This window comes from Vibrio sp. 10N.261.52.A1 (assembly GCF_002876325.1).
Classification (GTDB): Bacteria; Pseudomonadota; Gammaproteobacteria; order Enterobacterales; family Vibrionaceae; genus Vibrio; species Vibrio chagasii.
Window position 1 is genome coordinate 1 of record NZ_MCYD01000214.1, and the last position, 19,283, is coordinate 19,283.

Consider the following 19,283-nt stretch of genomic DNA (forward strand, 5'->3'; position numbering starts at 1 on the left):
CTGATTAATCATATTTTTATCTATGATCTTTTGTTCTGATATCGTCTTTTTTATGATCGATAGTTATATGAAGCAAGAGGCGCACACCTCTTGCTTTTTATTATTGAGTCTGCCAACAGATGGCTTTTGCTGAAACCGCGCAGCCTCCACAACTCGCTCGTCCAGATTTTAAACGCCAATACCCTCCAGATTGATAGACGTGCGCATCCGTTCCTTTTAAACCACGACCATAATACCCGCTGACTTTACTCAAAGCACATGCCCAACCATTCGTTGACTTAAGTGTTTTGGTAATAACAGTGGTCGTCTCCCCCCCAGTCGAATACTCCACCACTTGACCTGGATTCGATCCCCCTACGTTCGGCTCTAACGGGCTACTATGCCTAGCAATATAGTCAGCGTTGCGAGCCAAATCCTCCGCTCGGTCTTGAGCGTCTGCTTGATACACGTCATCTAATGTGACTTTTGCTATACTAGGTAACGTGAAACACACCATCGTCATTCCTATGATGACCGATTTGAATTTTCTCATATCATTTCCTTTTCGTTTTAACGACAAGAAGCGGTTAGTAGCACTTCGCCGCTTGTGATTACGGCCTCTTGGCCGGTACTGTTTACCTTGACGCTGATCGACATCCCAACGCGCCATTGCGTTGCCGTTTGCGACAAGATGTAAGGTTTCAACCCTCCAAGGAGAGTGTAATGACGGGTATCGACGTCAACACTTGAAATGGACAGGTTTGCCTGCACGGTTTGCCCGCTAATACATTGAGGTTTGTCTACCCATTCACCGTGCCTTGCAGTGGTCGATTCTGAAAGTTTTGAACTCACTGGTATTTGCGACCCATCATTGGCTCTAAGCGTGACATCCTTGGCATTGGTAATACCGTGTGCTCCGCCTACATCCCAATCCCCGGTTAACGTGGTGAAACCATCGCGCATGACAATGTTTTCGTACATCAGTGCTAACGTCGCTTGACGCAAGGTAATGTGGATATCATTACCTGCACGCTCAGCTCCTGGAATGTCAATCAACACGCTTGACCAACGCGTCCACTCTTTCGGATCTGAAGCCAGTTCAGAAAGAGGAATGCGAATGACTAAATGCTCGTTAAATGCCGGTATGTGCGTAAGGTCGGTGTAAAAGTAAGTACTCAGACGCGAATGGCTCCACGGCACATAATCTGGCAACTTACATTCACTGTTGAGTTCTTGGTCAATCGTGCAACTGCCCCAGTATTGTTCGGGGTAGTCGTTCATGAGGTTATCCAACGTTGCTGGCCAACTCGCTTTACTGGTCGCATCGACACCCTCTTCGGTGATTTTGTAGTATTGATATTGATGAATGCGCTCTATCAGTCCTCTTATGTGCTCACCGTAAGCTTTCGCTTTCTCGTCTTCCTGATAATTGTGATACGCCGGGTAGCTGATACCCACAATCACTAGGCTGAGCCCGAGCGTAATGAGAAACTCGACTATCCCCACGCCGCGTTGTTTGAAGGCACTATTCATCATCGAGACTCCTCATGTTTTTTCATCAGGGCTCTATACTCCTCGCATTGAATGGTTCTTAGGCCTTCATCGGGACACGATACCGATATGAAAAATGACGGTCTTCCGTTAAGCACATTCATTATTTCTTTATGATTCATGCCAATTTGAACGCCAGCCACTAGACCTAATCCCCAAAGTAACAAGAACCAAAGCCCAATCTTGGTATCTTGATTCATCATTGGGCCTGTTTTAAATAAGCGCGTTTTCATTTTATTGTTCATCATTTATTCCTTTATTCGGCAAACCTATGTTTACCAATCAAAACACGCCGTAGCTGGGTCAAACTCCATGCGAGATACATCGGTTGGCCCTTTAACGACTTCAAGTATCTTTAAGGTTCGACCTTGAAATTGCCAGCTGCCTATCACAGTTTGAGCCAGTTCGTTAAGGCGAGTCGCCTCCTGACTGGAGTGCGCTGTCAACGTGAGGTGCTTACCTATCACGCGGCCGCTGTTACGGCTCGCCTGATAGGCAATATCGAGCGTCCAAGGACTGTTATCTCGGATGCTCGCCTCCAACCACCCCTCACTGACCAGCGTATTGATGTTGTCGTCAATCGGTACGTGCAGACAGCTTGTGCGTTCGGTTTCGCTGCGTATCTGCTCATCCATCGCTTGCATGACCGCTGAGGTTGTTCGCTTAAATAACGCTTTCTCTCTCGCGCCGTGGTACGCCAGCAATAGCCCTGTGATGACGCCTAACATGGCCAAGGTGCGCAGCGTACTGGCCAGTGTGAGGGAGGTAAGATTCATATCATTTCCTTACAGTGTCACAGTGATGACGTTGCCAGAGACGGCTAAGGTCGCGCAGCTGGCGGCGCTGTTACAGTTACCGGCACTGAGTTTCGCGAGCGTATCCGCCAAATCATCGATGTACTGCGTATCGATGTTGGTGATGCCCACCTTCACGCGCTGCATGTTCGCGCTATCGACCGTCAAGGTGTAATTCCCGCCATATTCATTGGTGCCAACGCCATCACGCGTATCACCACAAATCGTGGAGGACACCGCATTGCGGGTGGCACTGCAGACTTTGCTCATTGAAGTCCCCGTGTGGTTGACGCTTTTGACTTTCTCCGCGCCGGCTTTGATTTGCGTCACCGCCGAGACGGTATTGGCTTGCGCCGACCACGCGGTCGCCATGTTGTAGAGTTTGACGATGCCAAGAAAGAGAAAAACGGCCAGGATGAGGTACATGATGAAATCAATCAGGCTGATACCACGTTGTTTGTTTGGGTTTGAACGAATGCGTTTCATGTTGTGTTTCCTTAGAGTTGTATCGAGATAAAAAGAGATGCCATGGCGCTGCCTACAAGGGAAGCGAGCAGCAAAATGCCCAGAACTAAAATGACTTTTGGGACAATGAGTTTCAGCGTGGCCATTTTTTTCGATAAATGGCGGTGGTGTTGCTCGGCGCTTTTTTCCAGCAAGGTCGAAAGCGGAGCGATATCTCCCATCACGTTCAGGTTGACCTGCGCGTCACGGAGCAAAAGCCCAGTATCGAGCGCGCGCCCTGGGTTGGTTTCGGTTTCAAGCTGGCGCTGCATTTGATTGAGGTGAGACTTCAAATAGCGAGACGAATAAGCGTCCACCTCCGTCATGGCAGCTTTGAGGCTCATGCCCGCTTGTGACAGATTGGCGAGCGTGGACAAAAGGTTGCCCGCTACCGCCATGCGATAGTCGCAAAATGGCCAGATGTTATCGGCCATATCGCGCCCTTGCCCTGTCCATATCGGCATGAGTAGCGCTTGAATAACAAACGAGCCAATGAAGAGGCTCAGCGCCACCAGTCCCGGCCCTGAAACCGTCTCTCGAACCTGACTGGCCATCGAGTGTTCAAGACCCGCAGTCGTAATGATTTCACCACTGATGTACACGCCCAAGACGCCCAATCCCAGCAAAGTCAGCAGTGGAAAGGCCATCATGAGTAATAGAGACTTCATCACGCCTTGACCGCCTTCGAGCTCTTTAATGGCAATGTCTAAGCCGCTTTTGAGCTGACCGTTTTGCTCAGCAATGGCGAGAGTTGACACCACGACGGGCGAGAGCCAGCCACTGAGCACATCGGTAAAGCGTTTGCCTTCCCCAGGCGCCTTTAGACCCGCTTGACCAATTTTTTGCGTGCTCCCCGAGCCACTGCTTGCCAGCTTTTGGCAAAAATCCTTGGTGGTCATGCCGTACTGCGCGCAGGTACGCCACTGCTCAAGGAGGGCGGTTTGGTCTTTTTTGTCAAACAACCACTGTTCAAGAGACACCGACATGATTGACCTCCGTTTGGTCTGCGTTCGCCTGCTCATCCATCTCTTGACCGATTTGTTGATATAAAGATTGAGAGGACACCGGCATCAAGCCATCCACTTGCTCAGAGGCGGACGCAATGTCCACTTGACCAAGGGCGATACGATGAAGGGTATGACGACGAATATCGGGCCAGCCTTGCGCCTGCAGGTAACGACTCCAGCCTAAATAGTCCTGCGCTTTGATGAACTCGCGGTCCGCATCTTCGATGGCAATAAGCTCCAACACCAACAAACGGCCACTTTCACCCGTTTGACGGCAATGCTTACAGCCTGCAGGATGCTTTACGCGCACTTGATGATGCGCCTCGGGTAACAGTGTTGAAATCTGGGTCAGCTTGGTTTGATAGGCGGCTTGCTCATAGTGACGGCCATAGACCGCTTTCGCTTCATCCAGGGTTAAGGCGCAGTGTGGACACAACTTTCGCACCAGCTTTTGGTGGGTAAAGAGCTGCATCAATCCTGGCGCCGAAACAATGGAAGACGGGATGCCGAGCTGCTCAATAAAAATAGCCGGCACCCCAAGGGCGCTGTTGGCGTGCAAGGTTGAGAGAGCTAAACCACCCGTTTCACCTTTGCGCGTAAACTCTTTGGTGGTGTCATGACTTCGAAGCTCACCAAACGAGGTGATATCGATGTCTTGGCGAAGCTGCTCTAAGGCATAGAAGGTGTAATCTAGGTATTGACCGGAGCCGTCGACCAGCTCACGCTTAGGCTCAACCAAGGTTTTCGTGATGCCAGTTTGCTCAAACTCAATCGGGTCTTCGAGCGTATGGCAGCAACGCGCCACGCGGTCAACCGTGTCAAACAAGGCGTACACTAACGAGGTTTTTCCTGAGCCCATTGGGCCGGTGAGCACAATAATGCCAGAGCGGCGCTGCATTTTACTTTCCAGTAAATCACGCTGAGCGGGCAACAAATCCATATTGTCTAGCGTGAGAGGCTCACCAAGGGGCGTCAAACAACGCAGCACCAATTTGATGCCGTGACTGAGTGGCATCATCGCAACGCGCCACTCCACCATAATAGTGACGCGGTGACTTTCTCCCTCCTCATCCAGCTTTGTGACGGAGCAAGGGAGTTCAAAGCGGTCATTAAGTGGCAACCTAGGAGAGTAGTTGGAGTTACCTAAGCTGAACGTGTACGCCGCTAAGGATTGACCCATCGCCCGGTCGAGTCGCTCAGCGCTCTCCCCGCCAGCAAAGGTTTTGAGCCTTTCACGGCGCCCATCCACGCGCAGTAAAATCTGAGTACTGTTGCGATGCACTTCAAGGTGAATGTCTGAGGCTTTGACCTCCACCGCGGCTTGGCAAAGCTGCGTCAGTTTATCGCCATAGGCCGACTCCAGCGCCGCTTGCGTCTCTTGATTGAGTAGCGTGCGCGCCATATCTAGTAAGGTTTGTACGCGCGTCTCATCGGTTAACTTCACCATCGGGGCGCGCGCAAAAAAGCGCCCGCCACTGAGCGCTTCCGTCTCTTGCACGTAACGGCGAATATCGGCGTGTTTTGGGCTGTCATAACAGTCCACCCAAATCACCCCCTCCTCATCCACAATGGTGTGGCCATCTTCGATGCACAGCTCAAGTAAGGTTTGGTCGTGCAATAAAGACAGGTCATGTCTGGATTCATTCATCAAAACCCCTCCATACGTAGAAAGCGATGCGCGCCGTTATCACGCAAACGAACGCCTTGCTCACTCACGCTGACAATCGACAAGGTTCCGACCACGGTGCCTTTTTGCACTTTATGCCAACGGCCATGCACGTTAATGCGGGCTTGCCACGCTCCGTTGTCGATTTGCACAAGGCTGCCCAACATCAAGCCGGCGGTTTGCACCTCCTTTGACGCTCTTGAAGACGTACTCACCACCGGGGTCACGCTGACGGGGGCGCCGATGAGGCTCAACTCGGTTTCCAGACTGTCCGGTTGCGAGCGTAAATTTTGCTCACGTACATCGGCATCAAGCGTCGCCATGTTGAGCTCAGAAAGCTTATTAAGGTACGTCTCAATATCATCACTAAGAGGTGGCAGGGGGACGACCGACTCTGGCTCAAGATTGAGTTTGGCCATTTGCTGAGCTAAACCCTCACTGACGGCCTCTACAGACTGCTCCAGAGCCATCGGCGCCTCTGCGGTTAATGTTGATAAAGACGTTGAAGCGGGCGCCTCACTACCCCACTCAATAGGGTTGTCTTGCTCGGTGTGCTCCGCGGGCGCACCCGCGTACTCAGACTCAACGTCAGGAAATAACGTGGTGTAGCCCATAGCGATGGCCGCCGCGCCCAGCAGGGCGATGAGACCAATTTTGATTGGGGGAAGGGTCATATTAGAGACCTCCATATAAAGTGATGGAAAAAGAGAGTGACCAACGATGTGGGCTCACCGGTGTCAGCGTGAGCGCCTTCATCGAGAGTGGCATGACCGCAAACAGCGCCGCCAGGGTGTTAAGCTCTGAAGCGCTCACCCCTTGATGCGTCACCTCCCATGTTTTACTTTGCCAAGTGCTTGATGACTTCTCACTGCTTTGCTGCGCGATAAAACCCATGGTCACGAGCGCGTCTTGTAAGCGCTGGTCTGTCGGCTGCATCGGCATCACGTGTGACTGCCAGTAAGGCAGCCCAGACGCGAGGGGTAAACGCAGCGTGTGTTGGTCCCCATCGTTGCTCAAAAACAAAGAAAATGAGTCATGTTGACGCAACCATTGTTGCCACACACCAATAAGGCCATTAGGCTCACGCTCAATAGTGGCCGTCAGCTCTGAGCCTTGTTGAGTCAAGCCTTTGACTTTCCAACCAGGAGGCAGTAGAGCAAGATGGGTAGCGCTCAATAACGCCCCTTCCATGACCGTCTGTGCGCTGACCGTTTCATGCAGTACCAAGCGATACATTCCCCATGGCGGGAGCGCTTTGGGCTCAGGCGAGGCGCTCTCATGACTCACTTGAGCAGTCGCAGGCTCGTTAGAGTCAGAGCGCTGAACATAAAGCGTTAAAGCGATCACTGCGGCGAGCAACACGCTCACTCCAATTATCACTCTGCGATTGTTTAAGGGTTGAGCGGGTGGCGTTAACCGGTACAGCTCCAGTAAGCTCAGCTCTTGGTCGCTTGGCGGCACTATGCGCTCATGGTTTTCACTCACGGACTCAGCTTGCAAAGATTCAACCAAGAAAATATATGAGGCGCCTGCGTTTGCTGCGCACAAGTGATAGTGCGTGTCAGTCCAGATTTGGCGCACCACACCCGCGTCAATCAAGGTCGCGTGCCACAGACCGTCAATGCACTCGATAATGGTGACATTTTGCTCATCAGCATCGTGTTCATTGAGCAGGCCGCGCGCGGTTAACACATCGAGCCACCACTCGCTGCGCGCCACGCCTTCACAATCACTGCCATACAGACAGACCCAGTCACCACGCTGCGACACGTACTGATAAGGCTGCTGGCTACGGCTTTTCAGGCGACGAATCGTCTTAGTCGCGTGACCGTGATGGGGAAGGGACAGTAATTCCATCATCCGTCCGCCCTCCGTGGAGTGAGGAGCACCAGCGTATCGACGCGCTGTTTCACCGCACTGTTACCGCCTAAAAAGGGGATACCTAGGAAGGTACTTTCTTCTGTCGTGGTATCGATTTGTGACACAGAGGCCACCACAATCGTCTGTCCGTATTTGAGCTTGTTGGCAAAGTTGATTTTGGCTTCACGCATTTGTGGGAAGACCAAGGTTTCACCGCCCACCTCTTGCGTCTCTAGCGATTCAATTTTGGTTAACATGCCCGAAGTTCGAAGATAAACGTGGTCGCGCTGAATATTCGGAACGACAATGAAATCCACCCCCTCACTGCGCTTACCGCGCTCGGTATCGGTGGTAATGACGCCCTCGTCACTGTCAGAGCTGATGTTTTCAACAAACTCGATGATGCGCTCTTGAGTGATGTGGTTGGTTTGATGGTTTTGCACCAATATCGTAATAGGCGTTTCCGTGGATACCTGCCCTTGCTGGTTCAATGCATTTATCAAGGCCGTCGAGCCGGACCACTTACCGCCGCCGGTAAACGCAAACCCAGGACTCGATGAGCCAGAAACCAAACTGGTGCCAGGAATGAAAAAGCTCAAGCTGCTGTCGCCACCAATATCGCGAATAATATTCCAGTCAATCCCTCGGTCATGGCCAAGGTTGGAACGAAATTCGAGCACTTGCACTTCCAAGGCCACTTGGCGAGTCAGCGATTGTTTCGACTGCGAAACGAACGCCACCACTTCACGCATACGCCCTGGCGTGGTGCGTACCACTAAGCGAGACAGGGACGGCACCGCTTGCACAGAGCCCACTAAAGATTCTTGTGCATCTCCCTCTCCGGTTAAATCCGGATCGAGTTGCAGCAATGCTTTCACGCCCAGCGCCACCTCCCCAAACACATCCACATTGCTGCTCGATAAGGTGACGTATTGCCCATCCACTTTTGCAGAGGCTTCCTCATCGTCTCCGCCTTCGCTGCTTTCACCGCTGCCAATCTGGTCGCTGAGCATCCCTGGCGGCAATTCCAGTTCAAAGGTGCGCGACACAAAGCGTTCGACGTTCAATGTGTTCCCTTTGGGGGTAAAACCGATATTAAGCTGACGCTCAATGTCATTGAGTAACGTTGACAGTGAGCCGTCATGATGAATACGCACGCGCGTATTCGGGCTCACGCCCGCCCCAAACCACGCTTGTTTATCAAGGGGTGACAACACATCGCTGAGCACCATGTTCAGTGGCAAGCCCGACGCGGGCGTGCTGACACGAACGGTCTTACTCAGATAGTCGGTATCGGTGCGGCGCTCTATCGGTATCAGGCTGGCCGGGGGCTGCTCAATGCGTTCGACTTTGAGAGACTCACGATGTCGGTGGCGCTCGATGTCACTGAGTACCGAGGCGGACTCATCATTGCGCTTGTCGTATTCATTGAGCCCAAGGGTTTCACACCCTGAGAGCGTTAAGAGCACGCCAATGAGACAGAAGGATTGAAAACCCGAGAGACGAAATAGGTTCATAATGGCGTCACCTCTTTGATGTAAATAGTTTTAGTCGCATCTAGGCGCTGCGCTTTGAGTGGATAGGGACCAAGCAACGTGGTCATGGCCATGCTGATGTCACCTTCTTTGGTGACCAATGGATAAGGCGTGAAGGTAAAGTCAGCCACAGGCCAAGACGATTTTTCATCCCAGCGCCAGCCATAATGCCCGGTGACCTGCTTAGTCGCCGCTTTCAATGTGTCACCTGAGACCATTAAGGTCGTCACGCGCTCGCCTTTCCACGGATGAAAAGCCAACAGCTTCGACGGTGTGTTTGAGTACAGCGTTAACGTATTGATAGGCTGATTAGAAGCCGCCAGCGCTTTCACGGCGCCAGACAACGAGCCCGTTCGAACAAAATTTTGCGTGGCCATTCCATCCAAAGCAGTCAGAAATGCCTCATCTTGAGCAAACGCTAAGGGTTGGTCGCCATGTTTGTAAGCCCAGCGGGTTAAGGCGCTGCGAAAGCTTTCTCCCGCGTGGACGCGATAAGTGGTGAGCGCTTTTTTCTTCACAGACGACTTAGACGGTGTGGGTTTTACTTTTGAAGTTGACGAGGCTTTAACCTGCATATCGCTGGCGAAAAACGCATCATTGTCGTCCTCAAAGCTGGACCACACCTCTGATGAAGCGCTTTTAGACGCCAATGACTTTTTCAGTTGCGGGGTCATGACAACACTTGGCGGCGCGTCTTTTGGGGAAGAGGACATAGACGATGTCGACGCCACCTTGTTCGCTTTCACCGCCCCCGCCAGAAGAGACTTACCTTCTGAAAATCCAGTCACAGGCTTGAGCGCCTGCCACTCGTACCCGTACTTAAGTCGAAAGCCCACATTGCGACGAACCACATCTTCCTCAAGCGAGAACGCTTGACCACCGATGACTTGCAAGGCTTGTCGAAGGCTCATGTGCCCCATATCGGTATGACCCAAAGGCAACGGCTGCGCATAGAGCTGCGTTTCGGCGTAAGACGTCGGGGTGCGCAGCGACACTCCACTGCCTGACAATAAAAACTCGACACCGTCTTTGATGCTCATTTTGCTCATTACGGGTAAACGAGCTTCAATCGGCACGCCTAAGATGTCGGTCATTTGCTCGCCTGCCGAGCGTTCAATGACATAACGTGAGGTTTGCACGCTGCTGCCCGATAACTCGGGGGCAGTGCGAATATTTAATGGGGGTGGCGGCGCTTGTACAGGCTCAGGCGGGGTTTGACACCCGGCCAACAAGCCTGCAAAAGACAACATGAGCCAGCGCGTTTGCATATCATTCTCCTGACAATAAAAGACGTCCACACGCTAACAAAAAGGCCATAGAAAAATCTCGATTAGAATTGTCAAAATAAAGAAATTCTAATCGAGATTGTTTGTAAAATTTCTGATATCCTCACGGGAATATTTTATTAACTGCCACCTTGTAAAAATAGAACTAGCGGTTGATGTTAACGATAGAAACAAAAACGCCAGCTTATCGCTGGCGTTTGTCATTAGAAGACGTTAAGTAAATCAGATTATTTAGCTGAAAAAGTAAAACCCAACATGCTACGAAACCAGTCGGTTTGATGGACATCAACCTCATGGTTTTTCACCTGCAGTTTTAACTGCTCCAGTTCTTGAAGGTGCGCGCGGCACTCGCTGTAAGAGTAAACCGAGAAGCCGAACTCTTTCGTCCACTTCACCACCGCCTCAACCACATCGATCGCAGCAGCTTGCACTGATTGACTTTCCGTTATTTTGGCCAGTGCCATCGTGCCTTCATCGTCATACACATAGATAATCTGCATCAACATCACCCTCCATAGTGAGAGAAATGCTCAAGCACATAGTCAGGCCCCACCACGTCGTAATAGCCCTCCTCGTTCTCTTGCTCAGAAAACACCAGGTCTTCCCAAATCTCTTCATGGCTCTCCCCGTTCACATACTGGACGTAACCGGCAAAGGCGCAGCCGCATTCAGCAAAGAAGTGGGTGAGCGTGGTCTTTGGGAAACGACGCGCTAACACCTCTATCGGTGGTATCGCCGGAGACCAAGCAGTATCAAATTCCAATTGCCCCTTACCTACCTCTAGAACAGAGACTCGGTCCCACTTCGTGCCAAGGCGCTCAACGTTATCGTCAAATCCCGATGGAGTTTGGCTGTCACGAGCAAACAAACCACCATTAAAGCCATTGAGCTCTACCAGTAACATCGGCGGCGCTAACGCGCTAAGAGAAAAGTCCTTAGACGCTTGCTCTGACTCAGGTAAATCAAGCTTTGCCCAAACAATATCGAGCGGTAATCGCCAAAAATAGAGTCCTGTCCAATCTGATGCCTGTTTTTTCAGCAAAGGCACCATCTTCATTCTGGCAGCTTTCGGTAAGTCACCCCAATAACGCTGCTTGAGGCCGCTTTGATCAAAAAGCGCCAACAGCCACTGGCAGACCTCCTCATTGAGTGCCACATCGGGTTGTTTCATTAACGTGACAAACTTTGTAAACGCACGATTTTCTGGTGTTGAACTTCCCACCTCGCGAACAAGGTCTGGGTAGAGTTCAAAACTCATCGGGTAAGTGGGTTTTAACAGCCCACCGACACCGGCTAAAAACAGCTTAGCTGCCGCGCGTGACGCTTGTTGATGAAGCAGTGGTTTAGGCTGGGTCATGAGTTCGATGATGGCATCAGAATCAGGCCCATTGATATGAATTTGGTTTACACACCAATTTGGCATAATCAGTTCCTCTTAAAAAATAAAAGGATGCCCCCACCTGGGAGACATCCCTGGTGGGTGGTGCGCAAAGCGCGATGTGATAAAAAAGCCCCTATCGAAGATAGAGGCTTTAAGGTTAAGTCGAATTGAGGTTTATCTAGCGATAGCAGCGACTAATGCAAGTACGCCAAGTAATATCGGAATTAACGCAACTTGCCATGGACGCCAGATAAGCTGGCTGTCGATGTTTCGTTGCTCGACATTGAGCTTACGCTCTTCTGCATTAAGCTTGCGCTCTTCCGCGTTAAACTTGTACGCCTCAGAGAGCGTTCGATAGAGGTTAACATTCTCTATTTCGAGCTCTTCTATACGTTTTTGCTTTTCGCACATATCTTTCTCCGTATTCATAAAATAAGAATAACAAAAAAGACAGAAAACCCCAATCCCCGACAGGAATGAGATTCCTGTCAGATGGGTTACATTACGGTTAGATCAACACTTCCACGACGTTATACGAAACATACGGGCCATGAATGGTTCTCGTGGTACGTCGAACCACTCCTGCTTGCTCAAGCGCGCCTAAAAATCCAGCGTATTCGTCGCAATCTTTGATGGCCGTTTCATTCTCGTTGAAGTGATTGTTGGGTAAACACACCGTCGGAGTGCCCATTGGCTCTCCTGGAAACGAATCCGAAGCTTCATTTCGTTTTGTATCGGCAGTGTATAACTGGAGCGCGATTTGCTTGTTATTACGATAGTGATGTTTAGAGACGTCACAATCGATTTTCTGCCCACCGGCCAGTGTTACCGTCACCATAAGTTGAGTCATATCATTTCTTCCTAATATAAAAAAGAAGGAATGACCCCATAGAGGAGGCGTTTCCCTCTATGGGTTTATGGGTTGCCCCTAATGCGAGCGACGCTGGAATCTCAGCGTGTTCACAAACGGGGTAGATTCATCCCACACCATGAAATCATGGCTAAGGCGTTGTTGGATCACTTCAATGTCTTCGACGGGGTAAAAGCGCCCTTCACGCATCATAAAACCAGCGTTTGCCAGCTCTGGTGGTGAAATGTCACTGCCCCTCGCCACAGAAAAAAGCGCCAGGGCTTTTGTCTGTAAAAGATTGAGTTTGTCCATCTTGCTCTCCTCAAAAATAAATAAGGAGAGCCGCCATAGGGGAACGAGTCCCCTGTGGGTTGGGTTAATAGTTAATTCAATTTCGCTTGTTCAATACGCGCCTCTAGGCGTGCATCAAAACGCGCATCCAGCATGGTCTTTTTCCACCAATGAACTACCGCTTGCGGCTCATCAGCGTCAAGAAGATAAAACGTACATAGCCAGCTCACCACTTCGGGTTCGCTGTGCAATGCCTGTTTCAATTCAGTCCAATGAACGCCTGTTATCGCTTTAGCATTACCATCACGGATTTTTTGTTCGATAACATCGAATACATCAGCGTAGTAGCAAGCTTTGGAATAACCGCGCTTATTTTCCTCCATGTTGGCTTCGCACTTAGAGCAAAACTCTTGGTCACATTCATGATGGCTACAGTGAGTACAATCCAATGAGTAAACTCGGTTAATGCAACCACCCAGTAACTCATCAAATTCACGTCTTACAGCAGCTTGACCGCAGCAAGGACAGGGTTCTTCACTTGTGAAACCATTCGTGTCGAGTACGTACTCTAGTACCAACGCGTTATGCGTCTCTTGAATCATCATTGTATTGTTCATTGTCGCTCTCCTAATATTGGCAAAAAGGAGAAACGTCGCCATAGGGGAACGTATCCCCTGTGGGTCATCAATGAAAGTAATAAAAAGCCCCAACACACAACAGTGTATTGGGGCAGTCAAACATCAAGCCGCTTGCTGATTTTCATCAGAACCAGTCGGTGCTGGCGATTGTACAAGTACAACGTCATTCACCTTCAGATACTTCACTTTGAGTAGACGCCCCTTAATGGTTGCGCCAAACTGACCCGCTTTCGTACTGTGGTTGCTTTGATAAGTAAAGGTGTCGAGCGAGATATCACTGATAGTAAAACTCAGTGAGCCTTTATCGCCACCTTGTGGGCTAAAGTCATAGTTATCAAGACCATGCGCTTCAAAAAGCTCAATCGCCTCTTTCCCTACGACTTTGCAGTCAATGTACGTTCTTTCGTTATCATCACCACGTAAACACGTGATGGTGGTTGCGTAGAACGGGTCACCTTTTTTCGGTGTCACTTTTCTCACGCGGTTTAGAAAACCAAATCCATGAGTGTGAAGGTCGAAATAAGTGTTTTGATTGTTATCAGACATAATGTTTTCTCCGAGACAGGCTGCACGAGAAAAAATTACATCCCACCATGGGAAATAATTTTCCCGTGGGGGTGATAAAAAGTCGGTGTATAGCGCCAAAGCTCTATCAATATAGGCTAAGGGCAGTTAAGTACGCTTTCACTTCTTTAAAAAGAAGCCACGACACATTTCAGAAAGCCATTTAAGGGGGGTTAACCCCGTGTGTTTAATACTATTCGTCAGTATTCAACGTTTAACATCTTGAGGATAACAGTCCAAATGGGCTTGTAAAGTGATTTATATCACATCTTATTTGATTCATTTTTAGTCTCTGATGTCGACTGACAATAGTTTAATCACACAATAGTTTGATGAATTTCTAAGAAGGTTTTGGACAAAAAGCAGTTTCAGATAACGGAACATTAGCAAACTTTTATAATGCAAATTTGCCAATTATTGCCTACTGGACAGTTGCTTTCAGCTCAACAGGTGCTAGTTGGACTGGCTTTACTAGAGATTCAGTCCTAGCTTGAAATCCACACATCGACACACCTTTTAAGAATAGCTCGCTCAATTTCGGCACTCAAAAAGGTATAAAAAAGGCCCTCAAGGGGCCTATTGTTATTCTGTTATTGGCTTAAATAGTTTGAGCCAAGAGTTTAAAGTCTTCGACCTGCGGCGTGCTGTACTTACATTTAAAGTTGGTACACAGTCTTGCAGGAATTCAAACGCACTACCATTAGGAATGTCTGCTAGCGTTTTTCCAGATGCCCAGCTAATCCACGTCCATCCACAATCACTGCTTTGGAATCTCATAGCTGCTGATTTTAACCTTTGATTTTCATCTAACTTACCAAATTGCATACCTGCTGAAGTAGGTTGATTTGACCTATCTAAATACCCCAGAGTGCGGGCTGCGTGGAGATAATAAGCCACTTGTCTTGATGTGATCCCTAGCGTGAACTCATTTACTTCTTGAAAATTAGACTTAGCGATCACTACATCAAACACACGCTTAAGATCATCTGCTTGAGGTACTCTCAGACTAGATAAGTATGTTAATTCACTTGTCTTTAGCTCTGTCAATATCCGTTCTGCGGCAGATTTGGATAACTGATGTGGAAAGCTTCCGTCTATAAGTGGTGTTAGTTTAAAGTCATAGGAAGAATCAACTACCAAAGATAAAAACTCTTTAACCACATCAACATCAATTTTCATGCTTAATAGTGTAGTGTGAATATCTTCAGAACTAGTTAAAACGCCAAAGAAATCGTCGATAACAGGTGATACTTTTTCATAATGGTTTGATTCTAATCGAACGATAAATGAGCCAGGTCGCGCATCAACAGGTACTAGCCTGTCAGATATATTTATCGTTCTTACGAATTCATCATATAAAGAAGACCAGCCCTCAAGGATTTTAGATATTGAATCTAATTTCATTATGCCGCGTCGGCTAGGCTTTGAAATGTGAATTTCATGATTAGTGATCGATGATACAACTTCTTGTTCTGGGGCTAATTCACACTCGATTCGATAATCTATTGGTGGGAGTTCTTCTTCTGTTAACTCTTCTGCGGTTAAATGCGTTAATGTTTCTTCTTCACCGTCAAATGAGGTAAAAATTCTGAAAATAGAATTTTCTTCTGGGTATATGAATGCATCACGAAGTGAGCGAGAGGCACTCTCTAGCTTCTCGAGGCGATTATATGACATTGGTACATATAACCAAGTATCGCCGTCTTCGAGCTCATCTATCCAATAAACTAGGTAATAGATCCCTAGTGCATTTACTGCACTAAATAGTTTTGGACCATCATACTCTTCGTAGATTTTATGGAACTCTAATGTTCCTAATCTGCTGTCTTGTACTAGTGGGTACATTTCATTATTCTTCTATACACTCAAAGCGTTCGTGTGGAAGAGCGTCTTTTTTAAACCAAACTGTTACATGGCAAGGGCCACCAGTCTTTTTCATCACGCCATCATCATTACACAAATGACCAGAGGATAACGTTTTGTTCCTCAATGGCTTAAATAGCTTCTTTTTCTTTAACGCTTCTTCTGGTTCAGTGAAAAGTGAAGCCCCATAAAGCATTTCTCTATCACTAGGTTTTCTAGCAGCTCTCTTAGAGTTCTCTTCAATTGTAGATCTAAAATCCACTTTTTGAGGGGGATTATTGTCTACTAACCGATAAGCTTCACCATTAGCCTCACTAGCATCTTCTGGAGGCATATCTTCTGGATAAAAGTCAGGATAATCGCACATATTAAGTTGAACTTGTCACATAAAACATTGTTGCATAGTAAAGACCATTTACTTATTTATCAATGGGCTGACTCTCGAATGTGTGATAGACATCGATTCGCTAGAAATATCGCTTCCCCAAAAACAACGTTGGTTGGTTAATGCGGATACACCAACAGCCCCAGAACCCATAAATGGATCGCAAACTAATTCACCTTCGGAGCTACTTTGTTTAATTAAAATATCCATCAATTCAACAGGCTTTTCCGTCGGATATCCTCGATGTATACGAGGTACTTGTAATACATCTGGTGTACTTAAGTCGTTTAACTTTCTTTTACCTTTTTCAAAGAACAAAATGAACTCATAGCGAGCACGGTAATGGTAGCCCATACCAATTTTCATCTTGTCCCATACAATCGGCTTCCAAAACTTAAAACCGACAGACTCAGCTATTGGTTTAACAATAAATGCAGTTTCTTGGTCACAAAAAAGATAGAAGTGAGAGTTTTTCTTTAGAACTCTGTATACCTCAGTAAATAGTTCTTCAAACCTATCATTTGGAAAGATCTCGAACCACTGATTACTTGAAGCTTTACTATTTTTAAGCCTTGTTGTCGTACCGACTTTTCGATGCTTTTCTAATGACTCATACGGCGGGTCAGTAATAAGTAAATCAACTGATGAGTCGTCAATAGTTTTCAGCCACTCAACGGCATCTAGTTCATACAAACTACACTGTAATTTTTTAGTACTATTATTCAACAACTTAAATTTACCCATATTGATAATGTCATATGATTCAAAAAACGATGAATTCTATACGAGATTGATTGCAAAATCAGGTTTATATTTTTGTAGATGTAAGCAGTCAATTCTGTGTTTACTTAAAGAAGTCCACCTAAGCTGATAGATAGTCGAATTTACCCTCCGTGATACAGCACGGGAATTTACAACATTCCGCACTCCAAAATCAGTCAATGAAGGTTCTGGATATAAACCACTTAGAGTTTACACTCTATTCCCTGATCGTATTACCAGCCCGAGTGCTTGACGTGAGTAACGGATATTTTAAATATTTTCTCAACCAAAAAAATTACTATCAGGATCTAATTTAAGTGTGCCTATCGCCAAATCCAGTAAATGATGGGTAGAGTGCTGCATCCATTTACCTGACGTACGCATCCCATAAAGTACCCCTTGAACCAAAACGATTATTCGTTACAATGCTTGCGCCAGTGGGGTACAGGAACTCCATTGGCCGGAGCTCTCCTCACAGGCGCTTCGTTGCGTGCATCGTATAATGGCTATTACCTCAGCCTTCCAAGCTGATGATGCGGGTTCGATTTCCGCTGCACGCTCCAACTCATGCTCTAAGGTAGTCCTCATGCAAACGCCCCCTTCTGACGAAATGAAACAAGCAAAAAAAGCCTTCAAAGCCAGTTTAAAATCGTATCTGGCTCAGTTTGACGAGAAGAATGAAATACCAGACGTCAGCGAAATACTTAATGATTTAAAACCCGTCATATTCCAAGAGTCCATCGATCTCATTGGCAAAAATAAAACCAAAGTAGCCCAAACGCTCAACGTGAATCGTGGCGTACTGTCTAAAGTACTGGAGCAACATCCAAAGCCTATGGCTGACTAACACTTCAATTAAATCAATCCGTGTTATGGGGTTTAAACGATTCCTGCCGAAACCCTATCTTGACCGATTGACAGTCGAGTTGCTTCCAATGGTTAATTCGACTTTCCGCGTCAGGCTCTAATAACGGTTGGATTATGCTTGAGAAATCTTGCAAGCTCATACAATAAGTCAGCATTGATGCGCCCCATTCAGATTGTAACTCCCCTACTGTGACGAGTTTATCAATGGCTTCCTTATCATCGGTTAATGCTTTAAAAAATGACTGGAAAGCGTCTTTTATTAAGACCAATGATTCAGCGTCTACTATAGGCTCATGACTCACCCCGGTTATTTTACAAGGGGTGAACTCAATCCGAGCTTTATCAAACTCATCTTCCGTCCCCCAAGCCACATCCACAACGCTATTCCATTTACGGTATTGTTCCTCCATGGTAATTTCATCTTTTATCCAGTCGAGATTAACGGTAGTTAAATCAAACGGCTCAAGAAGTTCAAACGTCATGCTAGCCATAAATAGCGTATGGCCTTTCTCACAACCCAGTCCGAACGATTCTTCAGAGCAGGCGATTAAATCAGTGATTGTAATGGCATCCCCGTCAACGGGACACCTAATGGTCATACCCAGAGCCAGTTGATGCGCAGTCACCCACTGAATTGAAGGATCAGGTTTCATTGTCCACACTCCCGCCTGGTATCTCCGCTACCCATGGACTTCCCAAACTAAACAGCGCCAAAGAGCCTTTTAATCGACGCAGCAGCAACTCAATAAAGCCTTGAACATCGGCACTGTCCCAGAGATCAACCGTAATGTGGTTCACTCTGCAAGAATCCTGCAAATCAAACCCTGTCGGTATGTGGGGCTGACACCCCGTATTGATCGTAATTTCGAACGAATCCCCACTCAACACATGAAGGGACTGGGGGGCTCGATAACAATAATGCGCCACTGTTTTTCCTGACCAGATAGGCTCCAGCACCTCCACGAGCTCATCAAAGCTGGCCTTGTATTGTGAATGAAGCCTAAGTGCTTCTGGGCCACTGAAACTGTCATCAAATAACGATTCGTGTCTCATCGTTTTTATTCCTCCATCTCTACCATAAGTTTTCATCATAACGTCATGCGCGACTTTCAATTTTTTCACCCCGTTATAGATATTGCGGCGCGAAACGCCGGTGATAAACTCCGCCAACTCGTAAGTGTGGCCATGAATGATGCGAAGGCGTACCGCCTCTCGAGTATTGTTTGGAAAGTCCCGCTCTGAATACATCGACAACAACGCCTCTAGCTGACCTTCTGTGAGAAACTGCCTCATACCCCTCTCACCCATTAAGCGCTTAAAGCTGAATTTTTGTGTCGTCTAGCCGACTTATTATTCAACGCTTTCTTGAATTCAAACCTCAGAAGAACCAATCCATTGCTCACCGAGGTAAGCCTCCCAACCGTCTGGACTCACCGAGAAATAATCGACACACTCCAGCGCATCGTGCGTCCAGCCGCCTTTCGGGGCGTGGTACTGAAC

24 protein-coding genes and 1 tRNA gene are annotated in these 19,283 nt (G+C 47.9%); 2 read left to right on the forward strand and 23 right to left on the reverse strand.

Annotation, left to right across the window (positions count from 1 at the left end):
• Positions 1-100: 100 nt before the first annotated feature.
• The 21 genes from BCT81_RS02705 to BCT81_RS02805 form a co-directional block, all read right to left on the reverse strand.
• Positions 101-532: a hypothetical protein gene (locus BCT81_RS02705; protein ID WP_102423170.1), complete on the reverse strand. Its 432-nt coding sequence runs from the start codon at positions 530-532 to the stop codon at positions 101-103.
• Positions 533-549: 17 nt separating this feature from the next.
• A complete protein-coding gene (locus tag BCT81_RS02710; protein ID WP_102423171.1) occupies positions 550-1,515 on the reverse strand; it encodes a hypothetical protein in 966 nt (321 codons plus the stop codon).
• Positions 1,512-1,778, reverse strand: coding sequence for a hypothetical protein (locus BCT81_RS02715; protein ID WP_133152502.1), 267 nt, complete (start codon positions 1,776-1,778; stop codon positions 1,512-1,514). The genes BCT81_RS02710 and BCT81_RS02715 overlap by 4 nt, the downstream gene beginning before the upstream one ends.
• 27 nt (positions 1,779-1,805) lie before the next feature.
• Positions 1,806-2,306 carry a hypothetical protein gene (locus BCT81_RS02720; RefSeq protein ID WP_102423173.1) on the reverse strand — a complete coding sequence of 167 codons (501 nt, stop codon included), beginning with the start codon at positions 2,304-2,306 and terminating at the stop codon, positions 1,806-1,808.
• Positions 2,307-2,315: 9 nt separating this feature from the next.
• Positions 2,316-2,810 carry a hypothetical protein gene (locus BCT81_RS02725; protein ID WP_102423174.1) on the reverse strand — a complete coding sequence of 165 codons (495 nt, stop codon included), beginning with the start codon at positions 2,808-2,810 and terminating at the stop codon, positions 2,316-2,318.
• An 11-nt stretch (positions 2,811-2,821) separates the two neighbouring features.
• A complete protein-coding gene (locus BCT81_RS02730) occupies positions 2,822-3,814 on the reverse strand; it encodes a type II secretion system F family protein (RefSeq protein WP_157938838.1) in 993 nt (330 codons plus the stop codon).
• Positions 3,798-5,378 carry an ATPase, T2SS/T4P/T4SS family gene (locus BCT81_RS02735; protein WP_241908138.1) on the reverse strand — a complete coding sequence of 527 codons (1,581 nt, stop codon included), beginning with the start codon at positions 5,376-5,378 and terminating at the stop codon, positions 3,798-3,800. The genes BCT81_RS02730 and BCT81_RS02735 overlap by 17 nt, the downstream gene beginning before the upstream one ends.
• A gap of 104 nt (positions 5,379-5,482) precedes the next feature.
• Complete coding sequence (locus BCT81_RS02740) at positions 5,483-6,175, reverse strand: hypothetical protein (protein ID WP_102423177.1); 693 nt, start codon at positions 6,173-6,175, stop codon at positions 5,483-5,485.
• A gap of 1 nt (position 6,176) precedes the next feature.
• Positions 6,177-7,361 carry a hypothetical protein gene (locus tag BCT81_RS02745; RefSeq protein WP_102423178.1) on the reverse strand — a complete coding sequence of 395 codons (1,185 nt, stop codon included), beginning with the start codon at positions 7,359-7,361 and terminating at the stop codon, positions 6,177-6,179.
• On the reverse strand, positions 7,358-8,878 hold the full coding sequence (locus BCT81_RS02750) for a type II and III secretion system protein (protein WP_102423179.1): 1,521 nt from the start codon (positions 8,876-8,878) through the stop codon (positions 7,358-7,360). The genes BCT81_RS02745 and BCT81_RS02750 overlap by 4 nt, the downstream gene beginning before the upstream one ends.
• Entirely contained in the window at positions 8,875-10,164 is a 1,290-nt protein-coding gene (locus tag BCT81_RS02755; RefSeq protein ID WP_102423180.1) for a hypothetical protein, read from the reverse strand. Before BCT81_RS02755 ends, BCT81_RS02750 begins: the two co-directional genes overlap by 4 nt.
• 245 nt (positions 10,165-10,409) lie before the next feature.
• On the reverse strand, positions 10,410-10,682 hold the full coding sequence (locus BCT81_RS02760; protein ID WP_241908139.1) for a hypothetical protein: 273 nt from the start codon (positions 10,680-10,682) through the stop codon (positions 10,410-10,412).
• A 5-nt stretch (positions 10,683-10,687) separates the two neighbouring features.
• A complete protein-coding gene (locus BCT81_RS02765; RefSeq protein WP_102423181.1) occupies positions 10,688-11,605 on the reverse strand; it encodes a DUF1281 domain-containing protein in 918 nt (305 codons plus the stop codon).
• Positions 11,606-11,737: 132 nt separating this feature from the next.
• Positions 11,738-11,974, reverse strand: a complete 237-nt coding sequence (locus tag BCT81_RS02770) for a hypothetical protein (RefSeq protein ID WP_102333122.1) — start codon at positions 11,972-11,974, stop codon at positions 11,738-11,740.
• Between the two features lie 97 nt (positions 11,975-12,071).
• Positions 12,072-12,413, reverse strand: coding sequence for a hypothetical protein (locus BCT81_RS02775; protein WP_102423182.1), 342 nt, complete (start codon positions 12,411-12,413; stop codon positions 12,072-12,074).
• Positions 12,414-12,491: 78 nt separating this feature from the next.
• Positions 12,492-12,725, reverse strand: coding sequence for a hypothetical protein (locus BCT81_RS02780; protein ID WP_102333101.1), 234 nt, complete (start codon positions 12,723-12,725; stop codon positions 12,492-12,494).
• Positions 12,726-12,796: 71 nt separating this feature from the next.
• Positions 12,797-13,321 (reverse strand): hypothetical protein, encoded by a 525-nt coding sequence (locus tag BCT81_RS29690; protein ID WP_241908140.1) that lies wholly within the window; start codon positions 13,319-13,321, stop codon positions 12,797-12,799.
• Positions 13,322-13,444: 123 nt separating this feature from the next.
• A complete protein-coding gene (locus BCT81_RS02790) occupies positions 13,445-13,888 on the reverse strand; it encodes a DUF3577 domain-containing protein (RefSeq protein WP_017110273.1) in 444 nt (147 codons plus the stop codon).
• A gap of 600 nt (positions 13,889-14,488) precedes the next feature.
• Positions 14,489-15,751 (reverse strand): DUF6575 domain-containing protein, encoded by a 1,263-nt coding sequence (locus tag BCT81_RS02795; RefSeq protein WP_102423183.1) that lies wholly within the window; start codon positions 15,749-15,751, stop codon positions 14,489-14,491.
• Positions 15,752-15,755: 4 nt separating this feature from the next.
• Positions 15,756-16,136: a hypothetical protein gene (locus BCT81_RS02800; protein WP_019821146.1), complete on the reverse strand. Its 381-nt coding sequence runs from the start codon at positions 16,134-16,136 to the stop codon at positions 15,756-15,758.
• Positions 16,137-16,184: 48 nt separating this feature from the next.
• On the reverse strand, positions 16,185-16,898 hold the full coding sequence (locus BCT81_RS02805) for a site-specific DNA-methyltransferase (protein WP_102423184.1): 714 nt from the start codon (positions 16,896-16,898) through the stop codon (positions 16,185-16,187).
• A 506-nt stretch (positions 16,899-17,404) separates the two neighbouring features.
• Between BCT81_RS02805 and BCT81_RS02810 the strand changes: the two genes are divergently transcribed.
• Positions 17,405-17,479, forward strand: a tRNA-Gly gene (locus BCT81_RS02810).
• A gap of 23 nt (positions 17,480-17,502) precedes the next feature.
• The gene (locus BCT81_RS02815; RefSeq protein ID WP_102423185.1) at positions 17,503-17,763 is read left to right on the forward strand and encodes a hypothetical protein; all 261 of its coding nucleotides are present in this window, start codon (positions 17,503-17,505) and stop codon (positions 17,761-17,763) included.
• A gap of 13 nt (positions 17,764-17,776) precedes the next feature.
• On the opposite strand, the gene BCT81_RS29265 is transcribed toward BCT81_RS02815, so the two are convergent.
• Complete coding sequence (locus BCT81_RS29265) at positions 17,777-18,436, reverse strand: hypothetical protein (RefSeq protein WP_198596832.1); 660 nt, start codon at positions 18,434-18,436, stop codon at positions 17,777-17,779.
• Positions 18,426-19,076 carry a hypothetical protein gene (locus BCT81_RS29695; RefSeq protein ID WP_241908141.1) on the reverse strand — a complete coding sequence of 217 codons (651 nt, stop codon included), beginning with the start codon at positions 19,074-19,076 and terminating at the stop codon, positions 18,426-18,428. Before BCT81_RS29695 ends, BCT81_RS29265 begins: the two co-directional genes overlap by 11 nt.
• Positions 19,077-19,283 lie beyond the last annotated feature (207 nt).